The organism is uncultured Roseibium sp. (assembly GCF_963675095.2).
GTDB lineage: Bacteria > Pseudomonadota > Alphaproteobacteria > Rhizobiales > Stappiaceae > Roseibium.
In genome coordinates this window covers 26,670-53,002 of record NZ_CAXXSJ010000007.1, presented here as the reverse complement: position 1 = coordinate 53,002, position 26,333 = coordinate 26,670, and the positions used below count along the sequence as shown (strand labels likewise).

20 protein-coding genes are annotated in these 26,333 nt (G+C 58.9%); 9 read left to right on the top strand and 11 right to left on the bottom strand.

Features of this window, described 5'->3' with window-relative positions; translation table 11 throughout:
* Window positions 1-32: 32 nt before the first annotated feature.
* From ABIN98_RS03525 to ABIN98_RS03510, 4 genes are all read left to right on the top strand, one after another.
* Window positions 33-1,313, top strand: coding sequence for an ABC transporter substrate-binding protein (locus ABIN98_RS03525; RefSeq protein WP_346907448.1), 1,281 nt, complete (start codon window positions 33-35; stop codon window positions 1,311-1,313).
* 89 nt (window positions 1,314-1,402) lie between these two features.
* Window positions 1,403-2,452 (top strand): carbon-nitrogen hydrolase family protein, encoded by a 1,050-nt coding sequence (locus ABIN98_RS03520; RefSeq protein WP_346907446.1) that lies wholly within the window; start codon window positions 1,403-1,405, stop codon window positions 2,450-2,452.
* Window positions 2,453-2,589: 137 nt separating this feature from the next.
* On the top strand, window positions 2,590-3,531 hold the full coding sequence (locus ABIN98_RS03515; protein ID WP_346907444.1) for a LysR family transcriptional regulator: 942 nt from the start codon (window positions 2,590-2,592) through the stop codon (window positions 3,529-3,531).
* A 131-nt stretch (window positions 3,532-3,662) separates the two neighbouring features.
* Window positions 3,663-4,775: an iron-containing alcohol dehydrogenase gene (locus tag ABIN98_RS03510; protein ID WP_346907442.1), complete on the top strand. Its 1,113-nt coding sequence runs from the start codon at window positions 3,663-3,665 to the stop codon at window positions 4,773-4,775.
* A 24-nt stretch (window positions 4,776-4,799) separates the two neighbouring features.
* On the opposite strand, the gene ABIN98_RS03505 is transcribed toward ABIN98_RS03510, so the two are convergent.
* From ABIN98_RS03505 to tpiA, 6 genes are all read right to left on the bottom strand, one after another.
* Entirely contained in the window at window positions 4,800-7,994 is a 3,195-nt protein-coding gene (locus ABIN98_RS03505) for a multidrug efflux RND transporter permease subunit (protein ID WP_346907440.1), read from the bottom strand.
* Window positions 7,995-7,999: 5 nt separating this feature from the next.
* The gene (locus tag ABIN98_RS03500; RefSeq protein ID WP_394701418.1) at window positions 8,000-9,148 is read right to left on the bottom strand and encodes an efflux RND transporter periplasmic adaptor subunit; all 1,149 of its coding nucleotides are present in this window, start codon (window positions 9,146-9,148) and stop codon (window positions 8,000-8,002) included.
* Between the two features lie 156 nt (window positions 9,149-9,304).
* Window positions 9,305-10,138 carry a VOC family protein gene (locus ABIN98_RS03495; RefSeq protein ID WP_346907438.1) on the bottom strand — a complete coding sequence of 278 codons (834 nt, stop codon included), beginning with the start codon at window positions 10,136-10,138 and terminating at the stop codon, window positions 9,305-9,307.
* Window positions 10,139-10,165: 27 nt separating this feature from the next.
* Window positions 10,166-11,794, bottom strand: coding sequence for a CTP synthase (locus ABIN98_RS03490; protein WP_346907436.1), 1,629 nt, complete (start codon window positions 11,792-11,794; stop codon window positions 10,166-10,168).
* A 132-nt stretch (window positions 11,795-11,926) separates the two neighbouring features.
* Entirely contained in the window at window positions 11,927-12,304 is a 378-nt protein-coding gene (gene secG / locus ABIN98_RS03485) for a preprotein translocase subunit SecG (RefSeq protein ID WP_346896895.1), read from the bottom strand.
* A gap of 100 nt (window positions 12,305-12,404) precedes the next feature.
* Window positions 12,405-13,163: a triose-phosphate isomerase gene (gene tpiA, locus ABIN98_RS03480; protein ID WP_346907434.1), complete on the bottom strand. Its 759-nt coding sequence runs from the start codon at window positions 13,161-13,163 to the stop codon at window positions 12,405-12,407.
* A 228-nt stretch (window positions 13,164-13,391) separates the two neighbouring features.
* Here tpiA and ABIN98_RS03475 point away from each other — a divergent pair, with 228 nt between their 5' ends.
* The 5 genes from ABIN98_RS03475 to glp are packed head-to-tail and all read left to right on the top strand — an operon-like array spanning window position 13,392 to window position 18,879.
* Window positions 13,392-15,284 (top strand): SurA N-terminal domain-containing protein, encoded by a 1,893-nt coding sequence (locus ABIN98_RS03475; protein WP_346907432.1) that lies wholly within the window; start codon window positions 13,392-13,394, stop codon window positions 15,282-15,284.
* A gap of 34 nt (window positions 15,285-15,318) precedes the next feature.
* Window positions 15,319-16,332, top strand: coding sequence for an anthranilate phosphoribosyltransferase (gene trpD, locus ABIN98_RS03470; RefSeq protein WP_346907430.1), 1,014 nt, complete (start codon window positions 15,319-15,321; stop codon window positions 16,330-16,332).
* Between the two features lie 4 nt (window positions 16,333-16,336).
* Entirely contained in the window at window positions 16,337-17,149 is an 813-nt protein-coding gene (gene trpC, locus ABIN98_RS03465) for an indole-3-glycerol phosphate synthase TrpC (protein ID WP_346907428.1), read from the top strand.
* Between the two features lie 10 nt (window positions 17,150-17,159).
* Entirely contained in the window at window positions 17,160-17,669 is a 510-nt protein-coding gene (gene moaC / locus ABIN98_RS03460; RefSeq protein ID WP_346907426.1) for a cyclic pyranopterin monophosphate synthase MoaC, read from the top strand.
* A gap of 4 nt (window positions 17,670-17,673) precedes the next feature.
* Entirely contained in the window at window positions 17,674-18,879 is a 1,206-nt protein-coding gene (glp, locus tag ABIN98_RS03455; protein WP_346907425.1) for a gephyrin-like molybdotransferase Glp, read from the top strand.
* 94 nt (window positions 18,880-18,973) lie between these two features.
* Here glp and ABIN98_RS03450 read toward each other — a convergent pair whose 3' ends face one another.
* From ABIN98_RS03450 to ABIN98_RS03430, 5 genes are all read right to left on the bottom strand, one after another.
* Window positions 18,974-19,396 carry a hypothetical protein gene (locus ABIN98_RS03450; RefSeq protein ID WP_346907423.1) on the bottom strand — a complete coding sequence of 141 codons (423 nt, stop codon included), beginning with the start codon at window positions 19,394-19,396 and terminating at the stop codon, window positions 18,974-18,976.
* A gap of 293 nt (window positions 19,397-19,689) precedes the next feature.
* Window positions 19,690-21,003: an HlyD family type I secretion periplasmic adaptor subunit gene (locus ABIN98_RS03445; protein ID WP_346907422.1), complete on the bottom strand. Its 1,314-nt coding sequence runs from the start codon at window positions 21,001-21,003 to the stop codon at window positions 19,690-19,692.
* Window positions 21,004-21,005: 2 nt separating this feature from the next.
* Entirely contained in the window at window positions 21,006-22,754 is a 1,749-nt protein-coding gene (locus tag ABIN98_RS03440; protein WP_346907510.1) for a type I secretion system permease/ATPase, read from the bottom strand.
* A gap of 273 nt (window positions 22,755-23,027) precedes the next feature.
* Window positions 23,028-23,828: a xanthine dehydrogenase family protein subunit M gene (locus tag ABIN98_RS03435; RefSeq protein WP_346907420.1), complete on the bottom strand. Its 801-nt coding sequence runs from the start codon at window positions 23,826-23,828 to the stop codon at window positions 23,028-23,030.
* A gap of 116 nt (window positions 23,829-23,944) precedes the next feature.
* Entirely contained in the window at window positions 23,945-26,305 is a 2,361-nt protein-coding gene (locus ABIN98_RS03430; RefSeq protein WP_346907418.1) for a xanthine dehydrogenase family protein molybdopterin-binding subunit, read from the bottom strand.
* Window positions 26,306-26,333 lie beyond the last annotated feature (28 nt).

The following is a 26,333-nucleotide window of genomic DNA, read 5'->3' as shown; positions in this document are numbered from 1 at the left end:
CATAACAAAACCGACCAGATGGAGTTTAATCGATGACGCAAAATGGGAAGACCCGCCGCAGTTTCCTCCAGCACGCGCTCGCAGGCGGTGTGGCTGCCGGAACGTCTTACCTGGGACTGACGAAAGACCTTTTCGCCAGCGATGGCGGTCCGATCGTAATCGGCCACCACTGCGAACTGACGGGCGGTTTCTCGTCCTGGGGATATTGGCATGATGTCTGCGCCAAGAAGGCTGTGGACCTCATCAACGAAGGCGGCGGCATTTCCGGACGCAAGGTGGAACTGGCCGTCGAGGACACAGAATCCAATCCGGCAATCGGCGCGCGCAAGCTGCGTTCCCTCGTTCAGCGCCGCGGCGCATCCTTCATCGTCGGCTCGGTGCATTCAGGCGTGATGCTTGCGTCCATTCCGATCGCGACTGAACTGAAAACGCCCTATTTCTCCGCAGGCGAAGCAACGGAAGCAACCGGATCCAAGGGCACACGTTACAGCTTCAGAACCGGCACAGACACCTATGCCCTGGCGGCAGCCGGCGCCCCGTGGGCCGTGGAGAACCTCGGCAAGAACTGGACGATGATCTTCCCGGACTATGCCTGGGGTCACAGTCACTACCAGGAGCACAAGAAGGTCATCGAAGCCATGGGCGGCAAGGTCAACGACCCCATCGCCGTGCCGCTCGATGCCAAGGACCTCGTGCCTTATCTCGCCAAGATACCGGAAGAAACCGAGGTTCTGTTCTCCGTGTTCTTCGGCGCCCTGTCGATCGCCTTTTACACCCAGATGAAGTCCATGCGCCTCGACGAGAAAATGAAACAATACTCGGTCATGGGCACCATCGAGGCGATCAGCCCCGAGCAGATCAAGGGGGCGGCGGAAGGTGTCTATTTCGTCGAGAACTTCCCCCGCCCTGTCGAATACAAGGACGATGAATTCCACCGCGAATTCGTCAAGTTGATGAACATCGATCCGGAGCAGGCCAAGGAACTGGATTCCGACCGTGTGATGGCCAAGAGCCACGCCTGGCAGTCCTATGAAAATTGCTTTGCGCTCAAAGCGGCGATCGAAGCGGCTGGATGGAAAACGGCGAAGGATACACCGGCGGTAATCGAAGCGCTGGAAGGCCTTGCCATGGAAAACTCCATCGCCTTCCCCCAGGGGTCTAAGCTCCTGCGCGCCGAGGATCACAGCGGTATGATCGACTGCTACATCAGCCAGGTCCAGGACGGCAAATTCCAGATGAAGAAACGCATCTCCAAGGAAGACCTGATGGCGAAGCTTCCCCCTCGGTACGACTTTACCACCGAAAAGCTCTGACACCATCACACTGCAAAAACAGGACAGCGCCAGTCCCCGTCTGACCGGCGCTGCCCAGGATTTAACGAGCGCTGTGGACGAACAACCAGATGAAAAAATATCCGAAATTCAAAGCCTGTGCTGCACATGCCGCTCCTGTTTACCTCGATCCGCAGGCAACGACCGACAAGGCCTGCAGCCTGATTGCCGAGGCTGCTCGCAATGGCGCCAGCCTGATCGCCTTTCCCGAATCCTTTCTGCCGGGCTTTCCCGTCTGGGCCGCGGTGCAATCGCCGATCAGGTCGCACGACATGTTTAAGATCCTGGCGGCCAGTTCCGTCGAAGTCCCCGGCCCCGAGATAAGGGCAATCTGCACGGCTGCCCGCCGCCACGAGATTTTCGTTTCAATCGGCATCAGCGAAGCGACCCGGACAAGTGTCGGTTGCCTCTGGAACTCCAATCTCCTGATCGGCGCGGATGGCAGTATCCTGAACCACCACCGCAAGCTCGTTCCGACCTTCTACGAGAAAATGATCTGGGCCAATGGCGACGGTGCCGGGCTGCGCGTAACCGAAACCGAAATCGGCCGGGTCGGCATGCTGATTTGCGGCGAAAACACCAACCCTCTGGCACGCTACGCCCTCATGGCGCAGGGCGAGCAGTTTCACATTTCAACCTACCCGCCGACATGGCCCACCCGGCCGCCGGAAGAGGCCGGCCGATACGATCTGTCATCCGCGATCCGCATTCGCGCCGGCGCCCATGCTTTCGAGGCGAAGGTCTTCAACCTGGTTTCCTCAGCGCTGGTCGATGACACGATGCTGAAGGCGATTGCCCATCTTGGCGAAGAAGCCGTCCGCATCATCAAGGAAACGCCGAGCGGGGAAACCATGCTGATCGGGCCTTCGGGAGAAGTGATCGGAGACACGCTGCGGGACGACGAGGGCCTGCTTTATTGCGAGATCGATCTAGCCAATTGCGTGGAAGCCAAACAGTTTCACGACGTGGTCGGTTATTATAACCGTTTCGATATCTTCCATCTGAAATTCGACGCCACACCGCAAGCCCCCATTGAAATCGTCGGACGGGAAAACTTTCGAGCCCATCCCTATGAAGAGCTCATCGAGCCCGAGGGGGCTCCTTCTCCACAATCCGCCTGACGCGGTATATCACAGGACCCTGTTAGGGTTTTCGGGTCATGATTGGTCCCTCGCCCCCGCTATCTGATTGGGGCGAAGTGGACAGACAATGATACGGTGTGACAACGCCATAAGCGATTGAGGTTCAGGCGTCTAACGTGGCTGACGATCCGAAAAACGGCGACCGCTATTCCGGGCCGAAAAGCGTTCTTTTCAACTGGAACGACCTTGTCTACTTCCTGGAGTTGGCGCGGCAACGCAATCTGTCCGGTGCGGCCCGACGGCTTCATGTCGATCATACGACGGTAAGCCGGCGGATCCGCGAGCTTGAAAACGCGCTCAATGTGAAACTGTTCAGCCGGACGCGGCAGGGCTTCAATCTCACGGACGCGGGCGTCAAGCTGCTCGACTATGCGGAAGCGATCGAAAGCAAGACGCAATCGATCTCCACCGTGATCGGGCATTTCGATGAGGAAGCAAAAGGCATCGTGCGCGTTGCGACGATGGAGGCCCTCGGCAGTCTTTATCTCGCGCCGGCGATTACGGAATTCAACCGCCGCAATCCCTACATCACCATCGAACTCGTCACCGCCGCCCATTGGATCAATCTGTCCAAGCGGGAGGCCGATATCCTGTTGAGCTTCCCGGCGCCAACCGGACGGCGTCTCAACGTGACCAAGATCGGCGAATTTCGGCTTTGGCTCTATGCCTCTCCGACCTATCTAAAAGACCACGGCGAGCCGCAAAAAGTGGAGGACTTGAAGGATCATCGGTTCATCGACTATATCGACGACCAGGTCCAGATCGATGCGGTGCGTTGGTTGTCGGATGCGGTGGGGGAAGTCACGCCATCCTTCCGCAGTTCCAGCCTGATCGCACAGTTCATGAGCGCATCCTCCGATGGCGGCATCGCCATGTTGCCGACCTTCGTTGCCACCCATGACAAGAATCTGAGCCGGGTGTTGCCGGACAAGATATCGGTCAAACGGGATATCTGGCTGACGGTTCATGAGGACCTTCTGCATCTCGCCCGGGTCAATACAGTGGCCGCTTTTTTCCGTGACCTGATTGCCCGCGATCAGCCATTTCTGAACGGCTGATGGATCACCGAGCACGACTTGCCAGCAGCGCCCGCTCAGAAAATCCCCTTCCTCTCATCCGCATCCTCTTGCGCCGAACGCATTCCTAGCGGAAAAACAATCAGCATTTTTCGGGAGGAAACGGTTTAGCCATGACAACAATTACATATCTGACGCGCATCGAGTTCGACTTCGGTGGGATTTCCAACGTGAGGGCCTATTGCGAGCAACTCGGGATGAAGCGTCCCCTGGTGGTCAGTGATCAAGGACTTGTCTCGACGGGTCTGCTGGACCGCCTGACTGAGGCCTATGGTGTCTCCCTACCCCTCTTTGACGGTACGCCATCCAATCCGACCGAAGAGGCGGTGATGGCTGCGAAGGCGCAGTATGACAGCGAAAACTGCGACGGCGTGATCGCATTCGGAGGCGGGTCGGTCATCGACCTGGCGAAGGCGGTCCGGCTGCTGACCGGCCACGAGCCGCCCTTGGCCCAATATGCCGTTATCGAAGGGGGGCTCGCCCGGATTACCAGCAACATCTGCCCGATGATTGCCATTCCGACCACGTCCGGCACCGGTTCGGAAGTCGGCCGGGGTTCCGTGATCAATCTGGCGGATGGACGAAAGGTGGGACTGCTCAGCCCGCATATGCTGCCTAACATTGCGCTCTGCGATCCGGAGCTGACCCTTGGTCTTCCGCCCTTTCTGACGGCGGCTACCGGTATGGATGCTCTCTCCCATTGCCTTGAGACCTATATGGCGCCGGCGAACAATCCTCCGGCAAATGCCATTGCCATCGAGGGGCTCACCCGCGGCTTCAAGGCATTACCGGTCGCCGTTCGCGACGGCTCCGATCGGCAGGCCCGTTGGGATATGATGATGGCTTCCATGGAAGGCGCCATGGCTTTCCAGAAAGGCTTGGGAGCAGTCCATGCCCTCACGCACCCGGCAGGGGCTATCAAGGAACTCAATCTGCATCACGGGACGCTGAACGCGATCCTGATGGCCCCGGTGCTGCGGTTCAACCGGGAGGCGATCGGAGACAAATGGCAAGTCCTGGCCGGGATCCTTGGCGGTGAACCGGACACGGTCATCGAAAAACTGAATCGGGACATCGGCATTCCGTCCGGCCTCGATGCGCTAGGGATGACTTCGGCGCATCTGGACCGGGTCGCCAAGGCGGCGCTGCTCGATCACTGCCATGGCACCAATCCGCGGATCGCAACAGAAGCAGAATACCGGGCCATCCTGGAAGAGGCCCGGTAACGGAATTCTCCGTTCGCGAAGGCGTCAGGCGGTCGAAGGTGCCGCCTCGTCTTCGCTCGGTTCCTGATCCGGTTGACCGCTGCCGGGCCCGCCCGGGGTGTCCGCACCCCGGAACTGGCCTTTGACCCGCTCGCGAAGTACCTGCAAGGCCACATAGAGCGACGGGATAATCAGCACGCCTAGGCTGGACGCGAAAGCCATGCCGCCGAAGACGGCAATGCCGATGGCTTTCTGGCTGGCCGCCCCTGCCCCGCTCGCGGTTACCAGCGGCACCACGCCCAGCAGGAACGACAAGGCCGTCATCATGACAGCCCGGAACCGCAAGTGGGCCGCTTCTTTTGCCGCGCCGAGAATGGATTTCCCGTCCGCCCGTTGTTCCATGGCGAATTCGACAATCAGGATCGCGTTCTTGGCCCCCATGCCGACCAGCATGATCATGCCGATCTGTGTATAGAGGTTGACATCGCCGCCGGTGATAAAGACCGCGACGAAGGCGCCCAGAAGTGCAATTGACACCGACATCAGAATTGCGAACGGCATGCTCCAGCTTTCGTACTGGGCCACAAGGAACAGGTACGCGAACAGGATCGAAAGCAGGAGAATGTAGATGACCAGATTGCCCGAGCCCTCCTGCTGCAACGCCGTTCCGGTCCATTCGTAGGTGTAGCCGGCCGGAAGCGCGGTCACGGCAGCCGACTGCATGCCGTTGATTACGACGCCGGTGGAAGCCCCCGGCGCCGGTTCGCCGTTCACCGATGCGGAGCGAAACATGTTGTATCGGGTGAGCGTTTGCGGCCCGAAGACGTTCTTGATCGTCACCAGCGACTGCATCGGCACCATTGTGCCGTCGGACGCTCTGACATAGAGCTTGCCGATATCATCCGCCTTGTTGCGGAAGTCCCCTTCCGCCTGGATCATGACCTTGTAGACCCGACCGAAGAGATTGAAATCGTTGATGTAGTAAGATCCGAGATACGCCTGAAGGGTGGAAAAGACATCGGCGACATCGACACCGATGGACTTTGCCTTTTCCCGGTCCAAATCCACGAAAATTTGCGGCACGTTGGACCGGTAGGTCGTATAGGAAAGCGCTATGTCGGGATCCTGGTTTGCCGAATAAACAAGGGAACCGGTCGCGGACGCCAGATCCTGAGGCGATCCGCCCCCGGTCTGCTGGACCATCATCTGGACCCCGCCGGTCGTTCCCAGCCCCGGAATGGGCGGCGGGTTGAAGGGGATGATGTTCGCGCTCGGAACGGTGGCGAAATCCCCGCGGAACTTGGACAGGATCGCATCGATACTCAGCGAGGGCGCTTTACGTTCGTTCCAGTTGTCCATCGTTGCGATGATCATGGCCGCGTTCGAGGAGACAGCCGAATTCAGGATCGAATAACCGTTCACCGTCACGACGCTGGCGACACCAGGCGTTTTCGAAACGGTTTCCACCAGTCCCTTGGTCACCTCTTTGGTTCTCTGTAGCGACGCGCCGTCCGGCAGCTGGATATCGACCATCAGGTAGCCCTGGTCTTCAAGCGGCAGGAAGCCTTGCGGCAGACGGCCGCCCAGGAACGCGATGAGCGCGAGCGCTCCGCCCACGCCGATCACCCCAATAACAGCAACCCGGACCAGCCGGCTGACGATCGCCGAATACCCGTTTCTCACGCCCGTGATGCTTTTGTCGAAGACACCCATCAGCCCCTTTGGGGGACCGCTTCGCCGTTTCAGGATCAGGCCGCAAAGCGCAGGCGACAAGGTGAGCGCGTTGATGGAGGAAATGACGACCGACACGGAAATCGTCACCGCGAACTGGGAGTAGAGCTTGCCCGTAATGCCCGGCATGAACACGGTGGGCACGAAAACCGCCAGCAGGACCAGCGTCGTGGCGATTACCGGCCCCATGATCTGCTGCATCGCCTTGGCCGTTGCGGCCTTCGGATCGAGGCCTTCCTCGGTCAGGATCCGCTCCACGTTTTCCACCACCACAATGGCGTCGTCGACCACGATGCCGATGGCAAGCACGAGAGCGAACAGGGAAATGGTATTGAGGGACATGCCGAACAAGAGCAGCACGGCAAAGGTCCCGATCAGGGAAACAGGGATCGCGACCATCGGAATGATGGTGGCTCGCCAGTTGCCCAGGAAGATGAAGACCACGGACACCACCAGGGCAAAGGTGATGAACAGCGTGGTGACCACGTCGTCGAGTGACGTCTGGACAAACTCCGTGGTATCGAAGGGAATTTGATAATCGACGTCATCGGGGAATGCCTGCGAAAGCTGCTTCAACCGGCTGACAACCCCCTCAGCCACCGCAATCGCATTGGCTCCCGGCGCTTGGTAGATCGCCAGAACCGTGGCCGGTTTGCCGTTGAATTCGCCGCTTGCCGAATAGAACTGTGCGCCCCGTTCGACACGGGCAACATCGCCGATGCGCACGACCGCACCGTCGTCCCCGGTTCGCAGAACGATATTCTCGAATTCCTCGACCGTGGACAGGCGGCCCTTTGCCTTGATCGTGTACTGGAACTGCTGGCCCGGCGGCACGGGCGGCGCGCCTATCTGGCCGGCGGCGACCTGGATGTTCTGGTCCTGGACGGCGGAAATGAAATCCGCAGGTGCCATGCCCAGGTTGGCGAGCTTGTCCGGATCGAGCCAGATGCGCATGCCATAGGCAAAATCTGTCAGGACGTCGGCCTTGCCGACACCCGGCACACGCGCCAGGGCGTCCTTGAGGTTGATCGAGGCGTAATTGGACAGGAAGACCTCATCATAGGTCCCCTTGGGCGAGTAAAGCGTGACCACCAGCAACATGTTGGTGGATGCCTTTTGAACCGTGACGCCGTTCGCCGTGACTTCGCTCGGCAATTGGCTCGTCGCCTGGCTGACCCGGTTCTGGACGTTGACGGTTGCAATGTCGGGATCGGTGCCGACGGCGAAGGTCACGTTCAAGGAGTAGTTGCCGCTGTCGGAACTGTTCGACGACATGTAGATCATGTTGTCGACGCCGTTCACCTGCGCCTCGATGGGCGCCGCCACCGTTTCTTCCAGGACTTCCGCATTGGCGCCCGTATAGGTCGCCGAGACGTTGACCACCGGCGGCGTGATATTCGGGAACTGCTCGACCGGCAGTGCCATGTAACCGAGCAAGCCGGCGATCGTGATCACCAGCGAAATGACGAGTGCGAATTTAGGTCGGTAGATGAAGAAAACGGAGAACATGCGCGTTACTCCGCCGGCTTGGAGGCAAGGGACGCGTCAACAGGCACGCCGGGCCGGACTTTCTGCAGTCCTTGGACAATGACCTTCTCGCCGCTCTGCAAACCCGTCTTGACGACGAAATCGGCGTCGACCTGCTGGCCCAGCTCGACGTATCTCTGCTCCACCGTATTCTGCGCATTGACCACCAGCACGAAGCTGCCGCGCTGATCGCGCTGCACCGCGGCCTGCGGTACGACGAGCGCCTTTTTCTCATCTTGGGCTTCGATGACCACATTCACGAATGTGCCGTCGAGCAGTGTCCAGTCCTTGTTTTCGAACAGACCGCGGAAAGAAATGGTTCCGGTTTTGGGGTCCACTTTGTTGTCGATGAAGACCACCTTCCCGCTCTCGCCGAAGGTGTCGCCGTTTGGGAGGATCAGGCTCAGATTCGGAGAGTTCTCCGGTTTGATATCGTCCGGGCTGATGCCGTGGGTCTTAAGGGCATTCAGATACTGCGCTTCGCTGACGGCGAAGTTGACATAGACCGGAGCGACGCGGATCAGAGTCGCAAGCGGCTGTGACGACGGGCCGACCACCTCACCGACGCTGTAGGTCGTCTTGCCGAGCAATCCGTCGAAAGGCGCGGAAATATCGGTATAGCTCAGATTCAATTTAGCCTGTTCTAGAGATGCCTGAGCCGCCTGGACCGAGGCGTCCGACTGAGCTTTCTGGGCCTGAGTCGATTGGAAGGCAGCCAGCGAAATATGGCCTTTCTGATAAAGGTCCTGATCGCGGCTGAGGTCTGCAGCCTTCAGCGCGGCATCGGCCTGCGCACTGGCAAGGTCGGCCTTGGCCTGATCGACGGCGGCCGAATACTGATCTTTCTCGATCTTGAAGATCAATTCGTCCTTCTTGACCTTCTTGCCGTCTTGAACCGCCTTGTCCTCGAGAAAGCCGCTCACGCGCGCGACCAGGGAAACCTTGTCGATCGCGGCAACCTGACCGATGAACGTCGTGCTGTCCCGAATGGTCTTTTCCTGGATGCCGGCAACGGCGACCGCAGGTGGCGGTGCCTTGGCCTGCTCTTCCTTTTTCTGACAGGCGACCAGGGCTCCAAGCATCAGGCCGGGGATCATCAAACGGCTAAAGTGTTTGGTCGAAAGAAAACGTGCCACTATCTGGCTCCCCCAAAAAAATTCCGCAGGCGATGGTCTGACTTTACGCCAAACTAAAAGCGACATCACTGCCAAAACAAGCGGTTAATGAACGAAGGCTGACTTTTACGGGTTTAATGGGAAGACATAGCCGTTATGGACGGCTCAAGAGCCTATTCAGTTGCCGGAATCCATCGGATCGAGCACCAGCGTAAGGCCGAAAAAGGACTGCGCCCGGATTACTTTGCGGGCTATGATTCCCCGGCACTTGATAACCAGGGCCGCAATTGCCGGCAGCTCCGCGGGCAATCCGTCGAATGCCTCCTGGCCGAACAACCGGGAATAGGCGTCCGGTGTCAGAACCTGAATGCGACCGCGCGGCGTCTTCAGTTCCAGTCCGAGGCTGGTCGCGCGCATTTCCCGCTGCTCCATCAGGCCACCGAGAAATTCGTGATGATCGCACGGATCCCCGGCAACAAGGACGATCTCGTCGATTGAAACGGCACCATTGGCATGGATCTGGTATTCCGTTTTCCAGAAGTTTTCCGGAAAGCGATTTCGACAGGTGAAATAGCCGATAGCCGGCGCCAACGGATCCGTCACGAAGGTCAGATCGAAGGCGACCTTGCGCTTCGAACCATCCGGAGCTTTCGCCTCGCGTTCGAACGAAAACGGCGCATAGGTCTGCAAATGATGTTTTTCAAAGGACGCGCGGTCCTGATCCGGATCGCGGCTTTCGAAAACCACCATCGATCCGCCTTCTCGACTCTTCAGGAAATCGCGGTTGAAAGCCCCGAAGGAGAACTCACCCTCCCCGGCTTCCCTGATCAGGCTTTCGTCCGCGACCGAAAGCAGTTCGACGAAAAATCCGTCGAGCTGGACCAAGCGGTTGGCGGTTCCCCAGGGATGGCGGGCTTCCGGCGTGACCGTGAAACCCAGGTCTTCCCAGGCCTTGCCCGCCGCATCGAGATCCTGGACGGCAACGACCATGTGATCCAGTCCATGCACCATCCCGCTTCTCCGTTCGGTATCGACGTCTTAGACCAGACGGCTCTGGTGTATTGCGGCTTCAATAAACGACGCAAACAGCGGATGCGGTTCGAACGGCCGGGATTTCAGCTCCGGATGATACTGTACGCCGATGAACCAGGGATGATCCGCGATCTCCACTGTTTCAGGCAGCACACCATCCGGTGAGGTTCCGGCGAAAATCAGGCCACAGGCTTCCAGCTGTTCGCGATAGCCGATGTTGACTTCGTAACGATGGCGATGGCGTTCGGAAATCGACGTCGTCCCGTAGATCTCGGCAATTCGGGATCCGGGCTTCAGCGCTGCCGGATAGGCGCCCAGGCGCATGGTGCCGCCCATGTCGTCATCTTGGCCGCGCACCTCGCGTTTGTTTCCCTTGGTCCATTCAGTCATCAGCCCGACGACCGGTTCCTTTGACGGACCGAATTCGGTTGAACTTGCGTCCTTGATGCCGGCGAGATCGCGAGCGGCCTCGATCACCGCCATCTGCATACCGAAACAGATGCCGAAATAGGGAACCTTGCGGGTACGGGCGAAGGCCGCCGCTGCAATCTTGCCTTCCGATCCGCGTTCGCCGAAGCCGCCGGGAACAAGGATACCGTGAACGCCTTCGAGATACGGACCCGGATCCTCCTTTTCGAAGGTTTCCGATTCGATCCACTCGATGTTGACCTTGACCTGATTGGCGATGCCGCCATGAACCAACGCCTCGATCAGGGATTTGTAAGCGTCTTTCAAAACCGTGTATTTGCCGACGATGGCGATGGTCACCTCGCCTTCCGGATTGGCGATTCGACTCGATATCCCTTCCCAGCGATCGAGCACCGGAGCCGGTGCACCCTTGATGCCGAAGGCTGCCAGCACTTCGTCGTCGAGGCCTTCCTTGTGATAGGCAATCGGCACGTCATAGATCGACTTGACGTCATAGGCCGGAATGACCGCGGATTCGCGGACGTTACAGAACAGTGACAGTTTGCGCTTTTCGTTGTCCGGAATTGGCCGATCGCACCGGATCATAAGGATATCCGGCTGAATACCAATGGAACGGAGTTCCTTGACCGAATGCTGGGTCGGCTTGGTCTTCATCTCGCCGGCGCTCGCGATGAACGGCATCAATGTCAGATGGACATAGACCGCATCGCCGCGCGGCAGATCGTTGCCGAGCTGACGGATCGCCTCGAAGAACGGCAGCCCCTCGATATCGCCGACCGTGCCGCCGATTTCGACAAGCACGAAGTCGTAATCGTCATTTCCGTCGAGGACGAAATTCTTGATCGCATCGGTAACATGGGGAATCACCTGAACGGTGCCGCCCAGATAATCGCCACGCCGCTCCTTGGCGATGATGTCCTGATAGATTCTGCCGGTGGTTATGTTGTCCCGCTGGTTCGCGGGTCGACCGGTAAACCGTTCGTAGTGGCCGAGATCGAGGTCTGTCTCGGCCCCGTCGTCCGTTACAAAGCATTCGCCGTGCTGATACGGGCTCATGGTGCCCGGATCGACGTTCAGATAGGGATCCAGCTTGCGCAGCCGAACCTTGTATCCGCGCGCCTGAAGCAATGCTCCAAGAGCCGCGGATGCCAGACCTTTACCAAGCGAGGAAACCACGCCGCCAGTGATGAAAATGTATCGCGCCATGGAGCAATACCATATCGTTGCCGAGGGCCGATTGACCACTCAGGAGTTTCGTTAAGCACATAAAAATGCCCTGCGTTTGTGTCGCAGGGCATTTGCTGTCGAATGATTCCGGTGGTGAACCACCTTAAACGCTTACTGAGCGGTCGGAACCTGCGGTCCAGCGGGCTGTTGCTGCTGGTTTTCTTCCTGCTTGAGCGAATCAAGAACGCCGCTTCCGCCTTCGCCGGTTGCCGGAGCGGACGGTGTTGCCACAGGAGCCGCATCCAGAATCGCCCCGGGACGATCCTTCATTTCAGCGATCAGGCTGAGACCGATCGAGGTCGCGAAGAAGACGACTGCGAGAATCGCGGTCGCGCGGGTCAGGACGTTCGCCGTGCCTCGGCTGCTCATGAGGCCGCCGCCTCCGCCGCCACCCATGCCGAGCGCGCCGCCTTCGGAGCGCTGCAACAGGACAAGGAGCACCAGGGCCAGGACGACCATCAAGTGTATGACGATGACTACGGTTTCCATCGTGGGCCAATCCGATTGTTCAAGTTTGGCGGCCTTCTACACCAGGTATCGCCGCCTTTCCACCCTTGAATGTGTGTTTCCTGACCGAAGGGACAAGTCCTCAGGCGTAAGCGGCACAAATTCCCAGGAAGTCGTCAGCCTTCAGGCTTGCTCCGCCGACCAGGGCGCCATCGACATTTGCGACGGCCATGAGCTCGGCCGCATTGCCCGGCTTGACCGAGCCGCCATAGAGAAGGCGCATGCTTTCACCGGAAGCTCCGAACCGCTCCGCCAGAGCTTGGCGCATGGCCTTGTGGACCTCAGCCACGTCAGCAGGGGTCGGTGTCAGGCCCGTACCGATGGCCCAGACCGGCTCATAGGCAACAATACAGTTCTCAGGGGTGGCATCCTCGGGAATGGAACCGGCGAGCTGATATTCCACAACCTTGAGCGTATCGCCGGCCTTGCGCTCGGCTTCCGTTTCGCCGACGCAGACGATCGCCGTCAGACCGGCGCGCCAGGCTGCTTCCGCCTTGGCCTTTACGGTCGCATTGGTTTCGCCATGGTCCGTCCGACGCTCCGAATGGCCCACAATGACGGCACTGGCTCCGATGTCGGCAAACATTTCCGCGGAGATGTCACCGGTGTGTGCGCCGCTCTCGGCATAATGGCAATCCTGACCACCGATCTGCAGGGGCGTTCCTTCGGCGGCCTTGGCCAGAAGATATGTGAGGGTGGCGGGACCGCAGATCATCGTATCGACCTTGCCGGCGAGATCAGGCGAAAGGCCGGCAGCGATCTTGTCCAGTTCATTCACGCTGGCGGTCAGGCCATTCATCTTCCAATTGCCAGCTACAAGCGGCTTGATCTGCGCTGTCATCCCTACGAAATCTCCCTGAAAAGCTTGAATTCTGCGTCTGATGCGCCTCTATAACCCATAACAGCCGGGCACTTGCAAATTATTGCATGCGATTGCGTTGCTTTCATTTGCTTGTGCGCCTTGCCGGAGTGGGCATGCCTCATTATGATCCGCCCGCTTCGGCCAAGAGCCGAAAAGGATTTCCGGTGCAGTGATAGTGCCGGCAAAACGGAAAAGACGGGAGAAATCATGCTCGACGCGCTGCGCAAGGGCGCCGGCACCTGGGTTGCCAAAATCTTTATCGGCCTGCTGGTTTTGAGCTTTGCCGTTTGGGGCGTTGCCGATGTGTTCAGAGGCTTTGGGCAAAATGTCGCTGCCGAGGTGGGTGGAACCGAAATCTCCCTGATCGACTTCGACCGTGCCTATCGCCGCGATCTCAGCCGGTTCAGCCAGCAGCTCGGGCGTCAGCTAACTACGAGGGAAGGCGCCCAGTTGGGGATCGCACAGCAGACCCTTGGTACTCTGATTGCCGAGGCTGCATTGAACGAGAATGCGAGAACGATGAACCTCGGTATTTCCGATGAAAAGCTCACCGTTCAAATTCAGCAGGATCCCTCGTTCAAGTCCGGCGGCTCCTATGACCCCAACTTGCTGAAGCAGATTTTGCGCAACAACGGCATGTCCGAGGACGACTTCGTCACGGAACAGCGCTCGCTCGCGGAGCGCCAACAACTCGCCCAGGCGATTTCCGGCGGAATGGTGGTTCCGACCGCCTATCTGAAGGTGCTGCACGATTATCAGAGCGAAACCCGGAATGTCGCCTATGTGGTCATCGAGCCGTCTCATCTCGGCGAGATCGCCGAACCGGACGCGGACACGCTGATGGCCTTTTTCGAAACGGAAAAGGCGAAGTTCAAGGCGCCCGAGTATCGCAAGATCACCCTTTTGCAGCTGACGCCCGATACCATTGCCCGTCCGGAGGATGTCTCCGACGCCGACGCGCAGGCCGAATACGATGACAACAAACAGCAGTATCACGATCCGGAGAAACGCAAGGTTCGGCAATTGTCTTTCACCAAGCCTGAAGACGCCAAGGCGGCCGCGGATAAACTGGCCGCCGGCATGTCTTTCGATGATCTGATGAAGGACCTCAACCTGACGGACAACGACGTCTATCTGGGTCTGATGGCAAAGGGGGACTTCCTCGACACGGCCATTGGCGATGCCGCCTTCTCGCTCGACGAAGGTGCGACCAGCGGCATCGTGGACGGACGTTTCTCATCCGTCATTCTCAATGTTCTGGAAGTTCAGCCGGAAAAGACGCAGCCTTTCGAAGCGGTCAAGGACGATATCAAGGCCTTGCTCGCCAAAGAGCAGGCCGAACGCGAAGTCCTCGATCTGCTTGGGGAGATCGAAGACGCCCGCGCGGGCGGTGCAACGCTCAAGGAAGTTGGAGAACGCTTCCACCTGGATACGACCACGCCTGACGAAATCGATTCCACCGGAAAGAACCAGGCGGAGGCGGAGGTCGAGCTGCCGAACGCCAAGGGCCTGGTCTCCGGTGTCTTCGACAGTGATGTCGGCGTAGAGAACGATCCGCTGCAATTGGGCACCCACGGCTTCCTTTGGTACGAGGTCGACGAAGTCATCCCGTCGCGCGACCGCACGCTCGATGAAGTCAAGGACAAGGTGATAGCGGCCTGGAAAGAAGCGGAATCCGAAAAGAGGTTAGCCGAAAAGGCGACCGAATTGGCCGAAAAGGCCAAATCCGGGACCGAGTTGGCGGTTCTTGCGGAAAGCAATGGTCTGGAATTGAAGACCGCCGACGGCATTGCCCGAAATGTTGCGGCCGGAGATATCAGCGGAGCTGCTGCCAGCCAGGCATTCGACGGGGCGGAAGGCTCCGTGTTTGACGTGGAAGCTGCGGACAAGACCGGGCGGCTGGTCATCAAGGTGACAGGCCGGAACACCACGGAATTCAACGAGGCAGACCCCACGAACGCGGCTCTCAAAACGCAACTCGCAAGTCAGCTTCAGGACTCACTGCTCAATCAGTACATCTCCAATATCGAGACCCAGGCTGGCATACAGGTCAATCAAGCCGGTATTGCCAGTGTTCTGGGTCTTGGAGACAGCAACTGATACCCGGCGGTAACCTCGCAAGAGTGGACAGGATATGAAGACGTTCAAGGATTTCATTGCCAAAGTTGCCGACGGTTCAGCCCTGAGCGCCGTGGAAGCACGCTCGGCCTTTGAGATCATCCTGTCCGGCGAGGCAACGCCCTCGCAACTCGGCGGCTTCCTGATGGCCTTGCGGGTGCGCGGTGAAACTGTGGGTGAAGTGACCGGCGCCGTGGAGACCATGCGTTCCAAGATGTTGCCTGTCAGCGCTCCGGCAAATGCGATCGATATTGTAGGCACCGGCGGTGACAACACCGGCAGTTACAACATCTCCACCTGTACGGCCCTTGTGGTCGCCGGTTGCGGGATTCCGGTCGCCAAACACGGCAACCGGTCCCTGTCGTCGAAATCCGGCGCGGCAGAAGCGCTTGCGGAACTGGGCGTGAATATCGATATCGGCCCGGACAAGATCGCAGACTGCATCAAGTCGGCCGGGATCGGTTTCATGTTCGCGCCCTTGCACCATGCCGCCATGAAGCACGTTGGTCCAACCCGCGTCGAATTGGCGACGCGGACGATCTTCAATCTGCTCGGCCCGTTGTCCAATCCGGCAGGAGTCAAACGGCAACTGGTCGGCGTTTTCGCCCATCAGTGGGTGGAGCCGATCGCGGAAGTGCTGAAGAACCTCAACTCCGAGAGGGTCTGGGTGGTTCACGGGTCTGACGGCATGGATGAGATCACCACCACCGGGCCGACCTATGTCACGGAGCTTGATGGCGGCAAGCTCACGTCCTTTGAAATCAACCCGAACGACGTTGGTCTTCCGGTGGCAGACCCGGCCGACCTGAAGGGCGGTACTCCTGCGGAAAACGCGCAGGCGCTTCGCGAGGTTCTGAGCGGAGCCAAAAACGCTTACAGGGATGTCGTGCTGTTCAATGCCGCGGCTTCGCTGATGGTCGCAGGCCACTGCGACACCTTGAAAGACGGCGTCGACGCCGCAGCAGAATCGATCGACAGCGGCTCGGCGGCAGACCGTCTCGAACGGCTTGTCGCAACGTCCAACGGATAAAGACATGGCCGATATTCTGGAAAAAATCGAAGCCTACAAGCGGGCGGAGATCGATGCTGCCAAGAGTTCTGTCTCCTTGGCCGACCTCAAGGCAGCAGCCCGGGACGTTGAAGCGCCACGCGGATTTCAAAAGGCAATCGAGGCCAAGCTTGCAAACGGCCACTACGCCCTGATCGCGGAGATCAAGAAGGCAAGCCCGTCCAAGGGACTGATCCGGGAGGATTTCGATCCCCCTGCCCTTGCAAAGGCTTATGAAGCCGGCGGTGCGGCATGTCTCTCGGTGCTGACCGACACGCCGTCCTTTCAGGGCAGGCCTGAGTTTCTCAACGCGGCCCGCAGTGCCGTCACCCTTCCCGCGCTGCGCAAGGACTTCCTCTATGACACCTACCAGGTCCACGAGGCGCGCGCCTGGGGCGCGGATTGCATCCTGATCATCCTTGCCGCCGTTGATGATGAAACCGCTAAGGCGCTTGAGGATGCGGCTTTCGAACTGCGGATGGACGTCCTTCTGGAAGTCCATAACGAAGAGGAACTGGAACGCGGGCTCCGGCTCAATTCGAAGCTGTTCGGCATCAATAACCGGAACCTCAAGACGTTTGAGACAAAGCTCGAGACAAGCGAGCATCTGGCGCCGATGGTTCCGTCCGATCGGATCATCGTTGGCGAATCCGGGCTATTCACACCTGACGACCTGGATCGGATGAACAAGGTCGGCATCTCTACGTTCCTGATCGGGGAAAGCCTGATGCGCCAGAACGATGTAGCCGAAGCGACGCGTGCGCTCCTGCGGCACAACACGCTGAAGGCAGCGGAGTAAGGTTCGATCCATGAATGACCAGACACCCAAGCTGACCCATCTGGACGATACCGGCTCGGCGAACATGGTTGACGTGTCGGAGAAGAACGTTACATCGCGGATCGCGGTTGCTTGCGGCTCCGTTATCATGCGTCCGGAGACACTTGAGCTTATCCGCTCCGGCAATGCCAAGAAGGGCGATGTGATCGGTGCGGCACGCATTGCCGGCATCATGGCGGCCAAGAAAACCCACGAGTTGATCCCGCTCTGCCATCCCCTGCTCTTGTCCAAGATCAGCATCGACATCACGCCGGACGATACGCTTCCGGGCCTGCGGGTTCAGGCGACCGCAAAGGTCAGTGGCCAGACCGGCGTCGAGATGGAGGCGCTGACCGCCTGCTCCGTCGCCTGCCTGACCATCTACGACATGGCCAAGGCGGTCGATCGCGGCATGATCATCGGTGATATCAGGCTTCTGGAAAAAGCCGGCGGTAAATCCGGTCACTGGACGTCCGCCGATGGCGGCACCGGCGGGACGTAATCTCATGAGCCTGATGCCCGTTGCCGAAGCGCTGGCCCATCTGCTGGATGGCGTGACACCGCGGCCGACCGAATGGGTCTCGCTGGCAGACGCCAACGGACGGATCCTGAGTGAGGATCTGGCCTCGACGCGGACCCAGCCTCCGTTCGCCGCGTCGGCAATGGACGGTTATGCCGTCCGGCACGCGGATCTCGCCGAAATCCCGGCTCAGTTGCAGGTCATTGGCGAAGCGCCGGCCGGCCACAGTTATGCCGGTAGCATCGGCGCCGGGGAGACCGTGCGGATCTTTACCGGGGCACCGGTACCGGAAGGGGCCGATACGATCCTGATCCAGGAAGATACAACCCGGGACGGCGACACTGTAACGGCGCTCGAATGCCCCGCGTTTGGTGCCTACGTGCGGCCGGCCGGGCTCGATTTCAAAGAAGGCGAAATTCTCTTAAAGGCGCAGCGCAAGCTCGACTATCGTGACCTGGCTCTCGCCGCCGCCATGAACCACGCCCGCCTGCCGGTTCACAAGAAGCCGGTGGTCGCTATCCTCGCGACCGGCGACGAACTGGTGCAGCCGGGAACGGAGCCCGGTCCGGACCAGATCATCGCCTCCAACCATCTCGGGATTTCGGCACTCGTCGAGGATTGCGGCGGCGTGCCCCTGGACCTCGGCATCTCACCGGACGATTCCGTTGCCATGGCCGGCCACGTCCGTAAGGCGATCGAGGCGCAGGCGGATATCCTCGTGACCCTGGGCGGCGCTTCGGTTGGCGATCATGACCTGGTTCAGGATGTGCTCGGCGCCGAAGGCATGGATCTCGCCTTCTGGCGGATCGCCATGCGGCCCGGAAAACCGCTCATGGCGGGGCACCTGGGTGGGACCAAGGTTCTGGGACTTCCCGGAAACCCGGTCTCTAGCCTGGTTTGCGGGCTATTGTTCCTGAAACCTCTGCTCGCAGCGATGCTTGGCCAAGGCCAGGCGGCCGCTCACGAGGTCCAGGCAATACTCGGCGCCGATCTCGGCGAGAACGATCGGCGCCAGGACTATGTCCGGGCCGATCTCTCGCAAGGCCCCGATGGCAAACTGATCGCCACGCCATTCGGCAAACAGGACAGTTCCATGCTCGCCCTTCTCGCACGGTCCGGTGCCCTGATCGTCCGGCCGCCCCATGCTCCTGCCCTCAAGGCCGGAGCGAGCGTGCCGATCATTCGGCTCTAGGTTTTAGCTTTCAACTGCTTGTTCCGTGGAGAGCCTAAATTGGTGTTTTGCCACTGATGCCCATAGGTGGTCGTTTTGTGTTGTACCATTCAAGCTATCTGGACAGGTTGATCTCTCGTGTGAGGGAGGGATTGAAGGGGATGGCGTTAGCCCATTCACGCAGCTTGGTCAGGATGAAACGTTCAGCCTTTCCATGGCCTTTGGGAATAGCTCGGCAATATCGCTGGAGCCATTTGTCGATCAAGACACGCTGTACCATGGCGCCCCTAGCCCTGCACTTGCGCAAAGCCCGGATCAGGAAACACGCCGTCGAGCGGCGGGTCTCGCCGGGCAGAACCTCGACATAGGCAAGCTGTGTCGCATCATCGATGGCCACATGCACATAATCCCAGCTAGCGCCCTGGTTGCGGCCCTGGCGCGATCCGGTAATCCGGTGTCCTGTCCGCTCGAACAGGCCGAGTTTCTTGATGTCCAGATGCAGAAGCTCGTTCGAGGGCTCGCGCCGGTCACTTCGCACGGAAGGATCGATTTTTCAAACCATCTGCTCGGAGCTACAGTAGTTATCAGCCAATTGAGTGTTCGACGTTCGCTCAGCGCGAATTCGGCGACGCCGGTCTTCAAAGGCCGCCCCCTCTTCAACAACACGGGGGCTCATTCCTGATCAACTCAACGGAGTAGTTCGGGCATTCTTGTGCGGGTTGTTCAGCCTTGAAACCTTCCGGTGAGAGTTTGGCGACAAACACCTTCAGGTTTGCAATTCGGATGAACAACCTCCTCGAAACTCACACCTAGTCAGCTACTTTTTGTCTATCAGTGTTCCCGCATGGCGTGGGCGATCTGATCCGTAACGGGTTTGATGAGATAGCTCAAAACGGTCCGGTCCTGTGTCTTCATGAACACTTCCACCGGCATACCGGGGACGAGAACCTTTCCCTCCAGAAGAGCCAGTTCTTCGTCTTCAATGGTTAGGCGAGCCGTGTAATAGCTGTTGCCTGTTCGTTGATCTTCCGATAGGTCCGCCGACACGGTCCATAGCCTTCCTTTCAGCTCTGGTGTGGTACGCCGATCAAAGCTCGGAAAGCGAATTATGGCATCTATTCCTGGTGTTATGTCGTCAATGTCCACCGGCTTGACCTTTGCCTCAATAACAAGCAGATCAGCACGGGGAACAATAGACATAATCGTCTCGCCAGGCGAGATCACGCCGCCGATGGTGTGGACGGCCAATTCATGAACATACCCGTCCTGTGGCGCACGGATATCGATGCGAGTCAGTGTGTCTTCCGCGGTGATCTTTTGCTCTTCCAACTGGGCAATCTGCGAGCGGGTTTCATGTAGACTTTCCAAAATCTCTGCACGATAGGTTTCCTCGGTCTGCAGGATCAGGATCTTGCGCTCGCTGATACCTTCCTTAATCCGGGCGATATCCGCCAGAAGAGAACCATATTGCCCCTGTAGCCGTGCACGTTCCCGACGTTGCGCGCTGACCCGGCTCTTGGAAACCAGTTTTTTTGCGAGCAGGGCATCAAGATCTACAAGTTCATCATCGATGAGTTTTATCTCCGCATCCTTGGCTTCCAGTTGTGCCTGCAGCCCCTCCGATTGTTTGTTGAATTGGCGGATCTGCTCCTCCAACTGGTCTTTCCGGCCGGCAATACTGGCCTGACGCGCTTCAAGCAACAGCTGTTGACCCCGCATGATGTCGTCCGGAATAGTATCTTCCAATAATGCGATCCGTTTTCGACCGTCTCGTTCGGCTAGAAGTCGCGCTTCCTGTGACTTTAGTTCGTTGAGTTGCTTAGTGATTGCGCCAAGATTCGCGCGTGTCACCGTATCGTCCAAGCTAATGAGGAGATCGCCTTCTGAGACGATGTCATCGTCCTTGACCAAGATCTCCTTAACGATCCCGCCTTCCCAGTGTTGCACATGCTTCACGTTGCTCCGCACAACAACGGTTGCGGGGGTGATAACCGCTCCCGAAATCTCGGCAATTGCAGCCCACCCGCCAATGCCTCCGACCACGATTAGCGCCGTGAAAGCGGCAATCAGCAGATGGCGCCTGATCGTTCGCCGCAAAAACTGGTCGCTATTCAATCCAAGTGGTGCTTTCTTGCTATCTTGCATAGTTATCCCCGCGCAGCTGCTGCGGCTGGCACCGGTTGCACGACCTTTTTCAGGACTTCGTCCTTCGACCCAAAAGCTGTCATTCGTCCTTCCCGCATGCACAGGATCTTGTCAACTGTCGCAATGGCGCTTGGACGGTGCGCGATGATGATTACGATCGATTTGCGGTCCCGCATCGTCTTGATTGCGTTGACGAGTGCGGTTTCTCCCTCTGCATCCAGATTGGAATTGGGCTCGTCCAGCACGATCAAGAAAGGATTTCCGTAAAGGGTACGAGCAAGGGCGATCCTTTGCCTCTGACCGCCCGATAGGTTACGCCCCGACTGCCCTATTACGGTATTGTAGCCATCAGGCAGGGAGACGATCAAATTGTGCACATCGGCGAGCTTGGCCGCTTCGATAATTGCGCCGGGGTCGGCATCCTTATGGAACCTTGATATGTTCTGGGCAATCGTCCCGTCAAACAGCTGCAGATCCTGGGGCAAATAGCCGATAAATTCACCTCGGCGCTCCGAAGACCATTGGCCGAGTTCTGCGCCATCATAGCGAATAGCACCTTTCAGCGCTGGAACCGCGCCAACCAATGACCGCGCCAGGGTCGATTTGCCAGACCCGGACGGCCCTATAATGCCGAGGCCGTCCCCGGCCTGAAGTTTGAAAGACACATTGACGACGAAGGGCAACTGTTCCCCGAAGGGGCCACAAGCGACCTGCTCCAGTTCGAGTATCTTGGAAGGGAGCGGAAGCTCCAGCATGTCCGCACTCGACGGCGTGGCTGCCAGAACTTCACGCAAACGCACGATCGCCTGACGGCTGGCGACGAAGCTGCGCCAATGGGTAACCGCCTGTTCAATTGGCGATAGCGCCCTGGAAGTCATGATCGAAGCGGCGATCATCACGCCCGGCGTAATCTCCTGATTGATTGCCAACCAGGCCCCGGTACCTAACATTCCTGATTGCAGAATTAATCGGACCGTTCTGATAAGTGTACTGAAAAAGCTGGACCGGTCAGCGGCTTTACGCTGCATAGCAAGATAGGTGTCATTCTCGGCCTGCCACTTGGCAGTGAGGGCATCATCCATTCCCATCGCATAGATGACTTCTGCATTTCGCTGGCCAATTACCACATCAGCCGCACGTCGGGATGACTCTCGGCTTGCATCCGCAACCGGTCGACGTGACATGGCTTCATTCAGTCCAATGAACACGACGATCAGTAGTCCGCCACCGGATGCAACCATGCCCAACAATGGATGAAAAAGGAAAATCAAAGTCAGATAGATCGGCATCCATGGCATGTCGAATATGGCTCCGGGGCCATGGCCGGACAGAAATTGACGGATCGCATCGAGATCCGAAATCGGGCTGAACCGCGTGGCCTTCCGTCCGATTTTGACGGGCAGAATGTTGGAAATTCTATAGGCCGGACCGGTCAAGCGGGCGTCGATTCTTTGCCCGATACGTGCCATGATCCGCCCACGCAGCCCTTCAAGAAGTCCGTAAAACATATAAAGGACAAGTGCGAGCATGCCTATCGCCACGAGTGTGGGGACAGAGTTGCTAGCAAGCACCCGATCATAAACCTGAAGCATGAACAGGGGGCCGGTCAACATCAACAGATTGATCACGAGGCTGACCATCCCGACTCCAACAAAAGCCGAGCGAATGGGGGCAAATGCCTGACTGACTGGATTTTCTGTACGCTTGTGCCCGTGGGCCTGTCTGCCGTGTTCTTTGTCGCGTTGCTCCATTTTCAAATATTGGATCCCGATTTACCTGATGAACAAAAAGTGTATTAGCGATCTTTTCTCGCTAGCGCGGCAATTCTACAAACAAATATAAAGTTTTTCTCTAATCTCGCGTAAGCAACTTCGAAATGTTGGCGTGAGAACAAACCCCGACAACAAAACACATTATATCTTAATTGGCCGAGGCCGTAAAATGAAATAGCCGTCCGGAAAATAACCGGACGGCCCAAGCAGATACGTTCCTAAAAAAGCTAGCGAGTGCCTGCAGCGTTCTTCTCAGTCGGCTGCGGCAACTGCGCGCTTCGCCATGACCGTAACCAGGTTGGCCCGATACGCGGCGGAACCGTGAATATCGCTCAGGAGGTTATCGGCGGAGACCGAAATTCCGGCGACCGCATCCGGTGACCAGTTCGAGCTCAATGCGCTCTCCATTTCACCGACGCGGAAGACGCCGTCCTGTCCTGCGCCCGTTACCGCCACCTTGACCGAACCGTCCGCTCCCTTGGCGACGAATACGCCGGCCATGGCATAACGCGATGCCGGGTTCGGGTACTTGGCATAGGCCGACTTCGCAGCGACCGGGAACGACACCGAGGTGACGATTTCATCGTCTTCCAAGGCGGTTTCGAACATGCCGGTGAAGAAGTCTTCGGCGGCGAGTTCGCGCTTGCTGGTCTTGACCGTCGCGCCAAGGGCTACGAGCGCGGACGGATAGTCCGCTGCAGGATCGTTGTTGGCGATCGAACCGCCGATCGTCCCCTTGTGGCGGACGGCCGGGTCGCCGATACCGGCGGCAAGGGTCGCAAGGCCCGGGAGCTTGGACTTGACCGCCGCGGAGGATGCGACCTCCGCATGGGTCGTGGCGGCGCCGATGACGATCGCTCCGCCGGCTTCGCTGATGCCCTGGAGGTCGGCGATTTTCGCCAGATCGATCAAATCGCTCGGCGCTGCAAGCCGCTGCTTCATGGTCGGCAGCAATGTCTGACCACCGCCGAGATACTTGCCGTCGTCGGCAGACGCCATCATGGAAGCGGCATCAGCCACCGAACCGGCGCGATGATAAGTCGTTTCGTACATGTTTTTCTCCCCTTGTCGGCCAAGGTGTCCGGCAGGATGGATTCCGATGCCGGAAATTAAAACCAGAGTGCCGGGTCGGGCAAGTTCTCCCGACCCCGCGTTTGAACTTTTGCGACCTATTCAGCAGCCTGACTGAGGCCCGGCCGTGCCGCCAACCAGACCTTCTCCGCCGTCGCCGGCATGGAAAGGTCGTTGTTTCCGATCGCATCGGTGATTGCGTTAATGACCGCCGGCGGCGAACCGATCGCACCGGCCTCCCCGCACCCCTTCATGCCGAGCGGGTTGCCCGGGCAGATGGTTTCGGTGGTCAACAGATTGTAGGACGGCACATCGTCGGCTCGCGGCATGGCGTAGTCCATGTAGGACCCGGTGAGCAGCTGGCCGTTTTCGTCATAGGCGGCGTTTTCGAGCAGCGCCTGGCCGATGCCCTGGGTCAAGCCACCATGCACCTGCCCTTCGACGATCATCGGGTTGATGACCTTGCCGAAATCGTCGGCGGCGACGAAATTGACGATTTCCGTCTTGCCCGTATCCGGATCCACTTCCACTTCGCAGGCATAGGTGCCGGCCGGGAATGTGAAGTTGCTCGGATCGTAGAAGGCACCTTCCTTCAGGCCTGGTTCCATACCTTCGGGCAGGTTGTGGGCCGTATAGGCGGCAAGGGCCACTTCGGTGAAAGTCAGCTTCTTGTCGGTCCCGGCGACCTTCAGTTCGCCACCCTCGATCTGGATGTCCCCTTCCGAGGCTTCCATCAGATGGGCCGCGATCTTCTTGGCCTTGGCTTCAACCTTGTCGAGCGCCTTGACAATGGCCGACATCCCGACCGCGCCGGAACGGGACCCGTAGGTACCCATGCCGAACTGAACCTTGTCGGTGTCACCGTGAACGATCGAAACCGTATCGGTATCCACCCCGAAGCGTTCGGAGATGAGCTGGGCGAAAGTCGTTTCGTGACCCTGACCGTGGCTGTGGGAACCGGTGAGGACCTCGATGGTGCCGACCGGGTTCACCCGCACTTCGGCAGATTCCCAGAGACCGACACCGGCGCCGAGGGATCCGACCGCAGCCGACGGCGCGATGCCGCAGGCCTCGATGTAGCAGGACAGGCCCATGCCGCGCAGTTTTCCGCGGGACGCGGCCTCTGCCTTGCGGGCCGGGAAACCGTTATAGTCGATCGCCTTCAGTGCTGCATCAAGCGTGGCGTCATAGTCGCCGGCGTCATAGCACATGATAACCGGCGTCTGATGCGGGAACGCGTGTATGAAGTTCTTGCGGCGGAAGTCCGCCGGCGACAGACCGACTTCGCGGGCGGCCGTTTCGATGATGCGTTCGACGAGGAAGGTGGCCTCAGGCCGACCTGCTCCGCGGTAGGCATCCACGGGCGTCGTGTTGGTATAGACCGTCTTCACGTTGCAGTGGATGTTCGGAATGTCGTACTGGCCCGACAGCAGCGTCGCGTAGAGATAGGTCGGCACCGACGACGAGAACAGGGACATGTAAGCGCCGATGTTCGCGACCGTCTTGACCCGGAAGCCGGTGATCTTGTTGTTGGCATCCAGCGCCAATTCCGCTTCTGTCTTGTGATCGCGGCCGTGCGCGTCCGTCAGGAAAGCCTCGGTCCGGTCGGAGACCCATTTCACCGGACGGCCGACGCGCTTGGAGGCCCAGAGCGCTACGATTTCTTCCGGATAGATGAAGATCTTGGAGCCGAAGCCGCCACCCACGTCGGGTGCGATGACCCGGAGCTTGTGCTCGGGGGCGACATTATAAAAGGCCGACAGAACAAGGCGCGCAACGTGTGGGTTTTGCGATGTGGTATAGAGCGTATAATGCTCTTCCGCCGTGTCGTAGTCGGCAAGGGCTGCCCGCGGCTCCATCGGGTTTGGAACCAGGCGGTTGTTGGTGATGTCCATGCGCGTGACATGGGCGGCGCTTTCGAATGCCGCATTCGTGGCGGCTTCGTCACCGATTTCCCAGTCATAAATCAGATTGCCCGGTGCTTCGGGATGCAATTGCGGTGCGCCGGGCGCCATGGCAGCGCTCATGTCGACGACGGCGGGCAGTTCTTCGTAATCGACGACAACCGCATCGGCCGCGTCACGGGCCTGTGCCTGGGTGTCGGCAATCACCACGGCGACCGCCTGGCCGACGAAACGGACTGTCTCCGGTTCCAACGCGCGCCATGCGCCCATATTCATCGGCGATCCGTCCTTGGAATGGATCATCCAGCCGCAAATCAGGTTTCCGATCCCGTCGCCGACCAGTTGCTCCCCGGTCAGGACCGCTTCTACACCCGGCATGGCAAGCGCAGCGCTGGCATCGATGCCTTTCACCTTCGCGTGGGCATGCGGCGAACGGACAAAGGCCGCATAGGTCATGCGCGGCAGAACCATATCATCGGTATACCGGCCCTTGCCGGTGATGAAGCGCTTGTCTTCTTTCCTGAGGGCGCGTGCCCCGATACCTTGAACTCCCATGGTTTTCCTCCCTGGAAAATCATTCCCG

Coding starts and splice junctions, on each gene's coding strand:
- ABIN98_RS03525 (WP_346907448.1), top strand. CDS start 33: ATGACGCAAAATGGGAAGACCCGCCGCAGTTTCCTCCAGCACGCGCTC.
- ABIN98_RS03520 (WP_346907446.1), top strand. CDS start 1,403: ATGAAAAAATATCCGAAATTCAAAGCCTGTGCTGCACATGCCGCTCCT.
- ABIN98_RS03510 (WP_346907442.1), top strand. CDS start 3,663: ATGACAACAATTACATATCTGACGCGCATCGAGTTCGACTTCGGTGGG.
- ABIN98_RS03505 (WP_346907440.1), bottom strand. CDS start 7,994: ATGTTCTCCGTTTTCTTCATCTACCGACCTAAATTCGCACTCGTCATT.
- ABIN98_RS03495 (WP_346907438.1), bottom strand. CDS start 10,138: ATGGTGCATGGACTGGATCACATGGTCGTTGCCGTCCAGGATCTCGAT.
- ABIN98_RS03490 (WP_346907436.1), bottom strand. CDS start 11,794: ATGGCGCGATACATTTTCATCACTGGCGGCGTGGTTTCCTCGCTTGGT.
- secG (WP_346896895.1), bottom strand. CDS start 12,304: ATGGAAACCGTAGTCATCGTCATACACTTGATGGTCGTCCTGGCCCTG.
- tpiA (WP_346907434.1), bottom strand. CDS start 13,163: ATGACAGCGCAGATCAAGCCGCTTGTAGCTGGCAATTGGAAGATGAAT.
- ABIN98_RS03475 (WP_346907432.1), top strand. CDS start 13,392: ATGCTCGACGCGCTGCGCAAGGGCGCCGGCACCTGGGTTGCCAAAATC.
- trpD (WP_346907430.1), top strand. CDS start 15,319: ATGAAGACGTTCAAGGATTTCATTGCCAAAGTTGCCGACGGTTCAGCC.
- trpC (WP_346907428.1), top strand. CDS start 16,337: ATGGCCGATATTCTGGAAAAAATCGAAGCCTACAAGCGGGCGGAGATC.
- moaC (WP_346907426.1), top strand. CDS start 17,160: ATGAATGACCAGACACCCAAGCTGACCCATCTGGACGATACCGGCTCG.
- glp (WP_346907425.1), top strand. CDS start 17,674: ATGAGCCTGATGCCCGTTGCCGAAGCGCTGGCCCATCTGCTGGATGGC.
- ABIN98_RS03445 (WP_346907422.1), bottom strand. CDS start 21,003: ATGCAAGATAGCAAGAAAGCACCACTTGGATTGAATAGCGACCAGTTT.
- ABIN98_RS03440 (WP_346907510.1), bottom strand. CDS start 22,754: ATGGAGCAACGCGACAAAGAACACGGCAGACAGGCCCACGGGCACAAG.
- ABIN98_RS03435 (WP_346907420.1), bottom strand. CDS start 23,828: ATGTACGAAACGACTTATCATCGCGCCGGTTCGGTGGCTGATGCCGCT.
- ABIN98_RS03430 (WP_346907418.1), bottom strand. CDS start 26,305: ATGGGAGTTCAAGGTATCGGGGCACGCGCCCTCAGGAAAGAAGACAAG.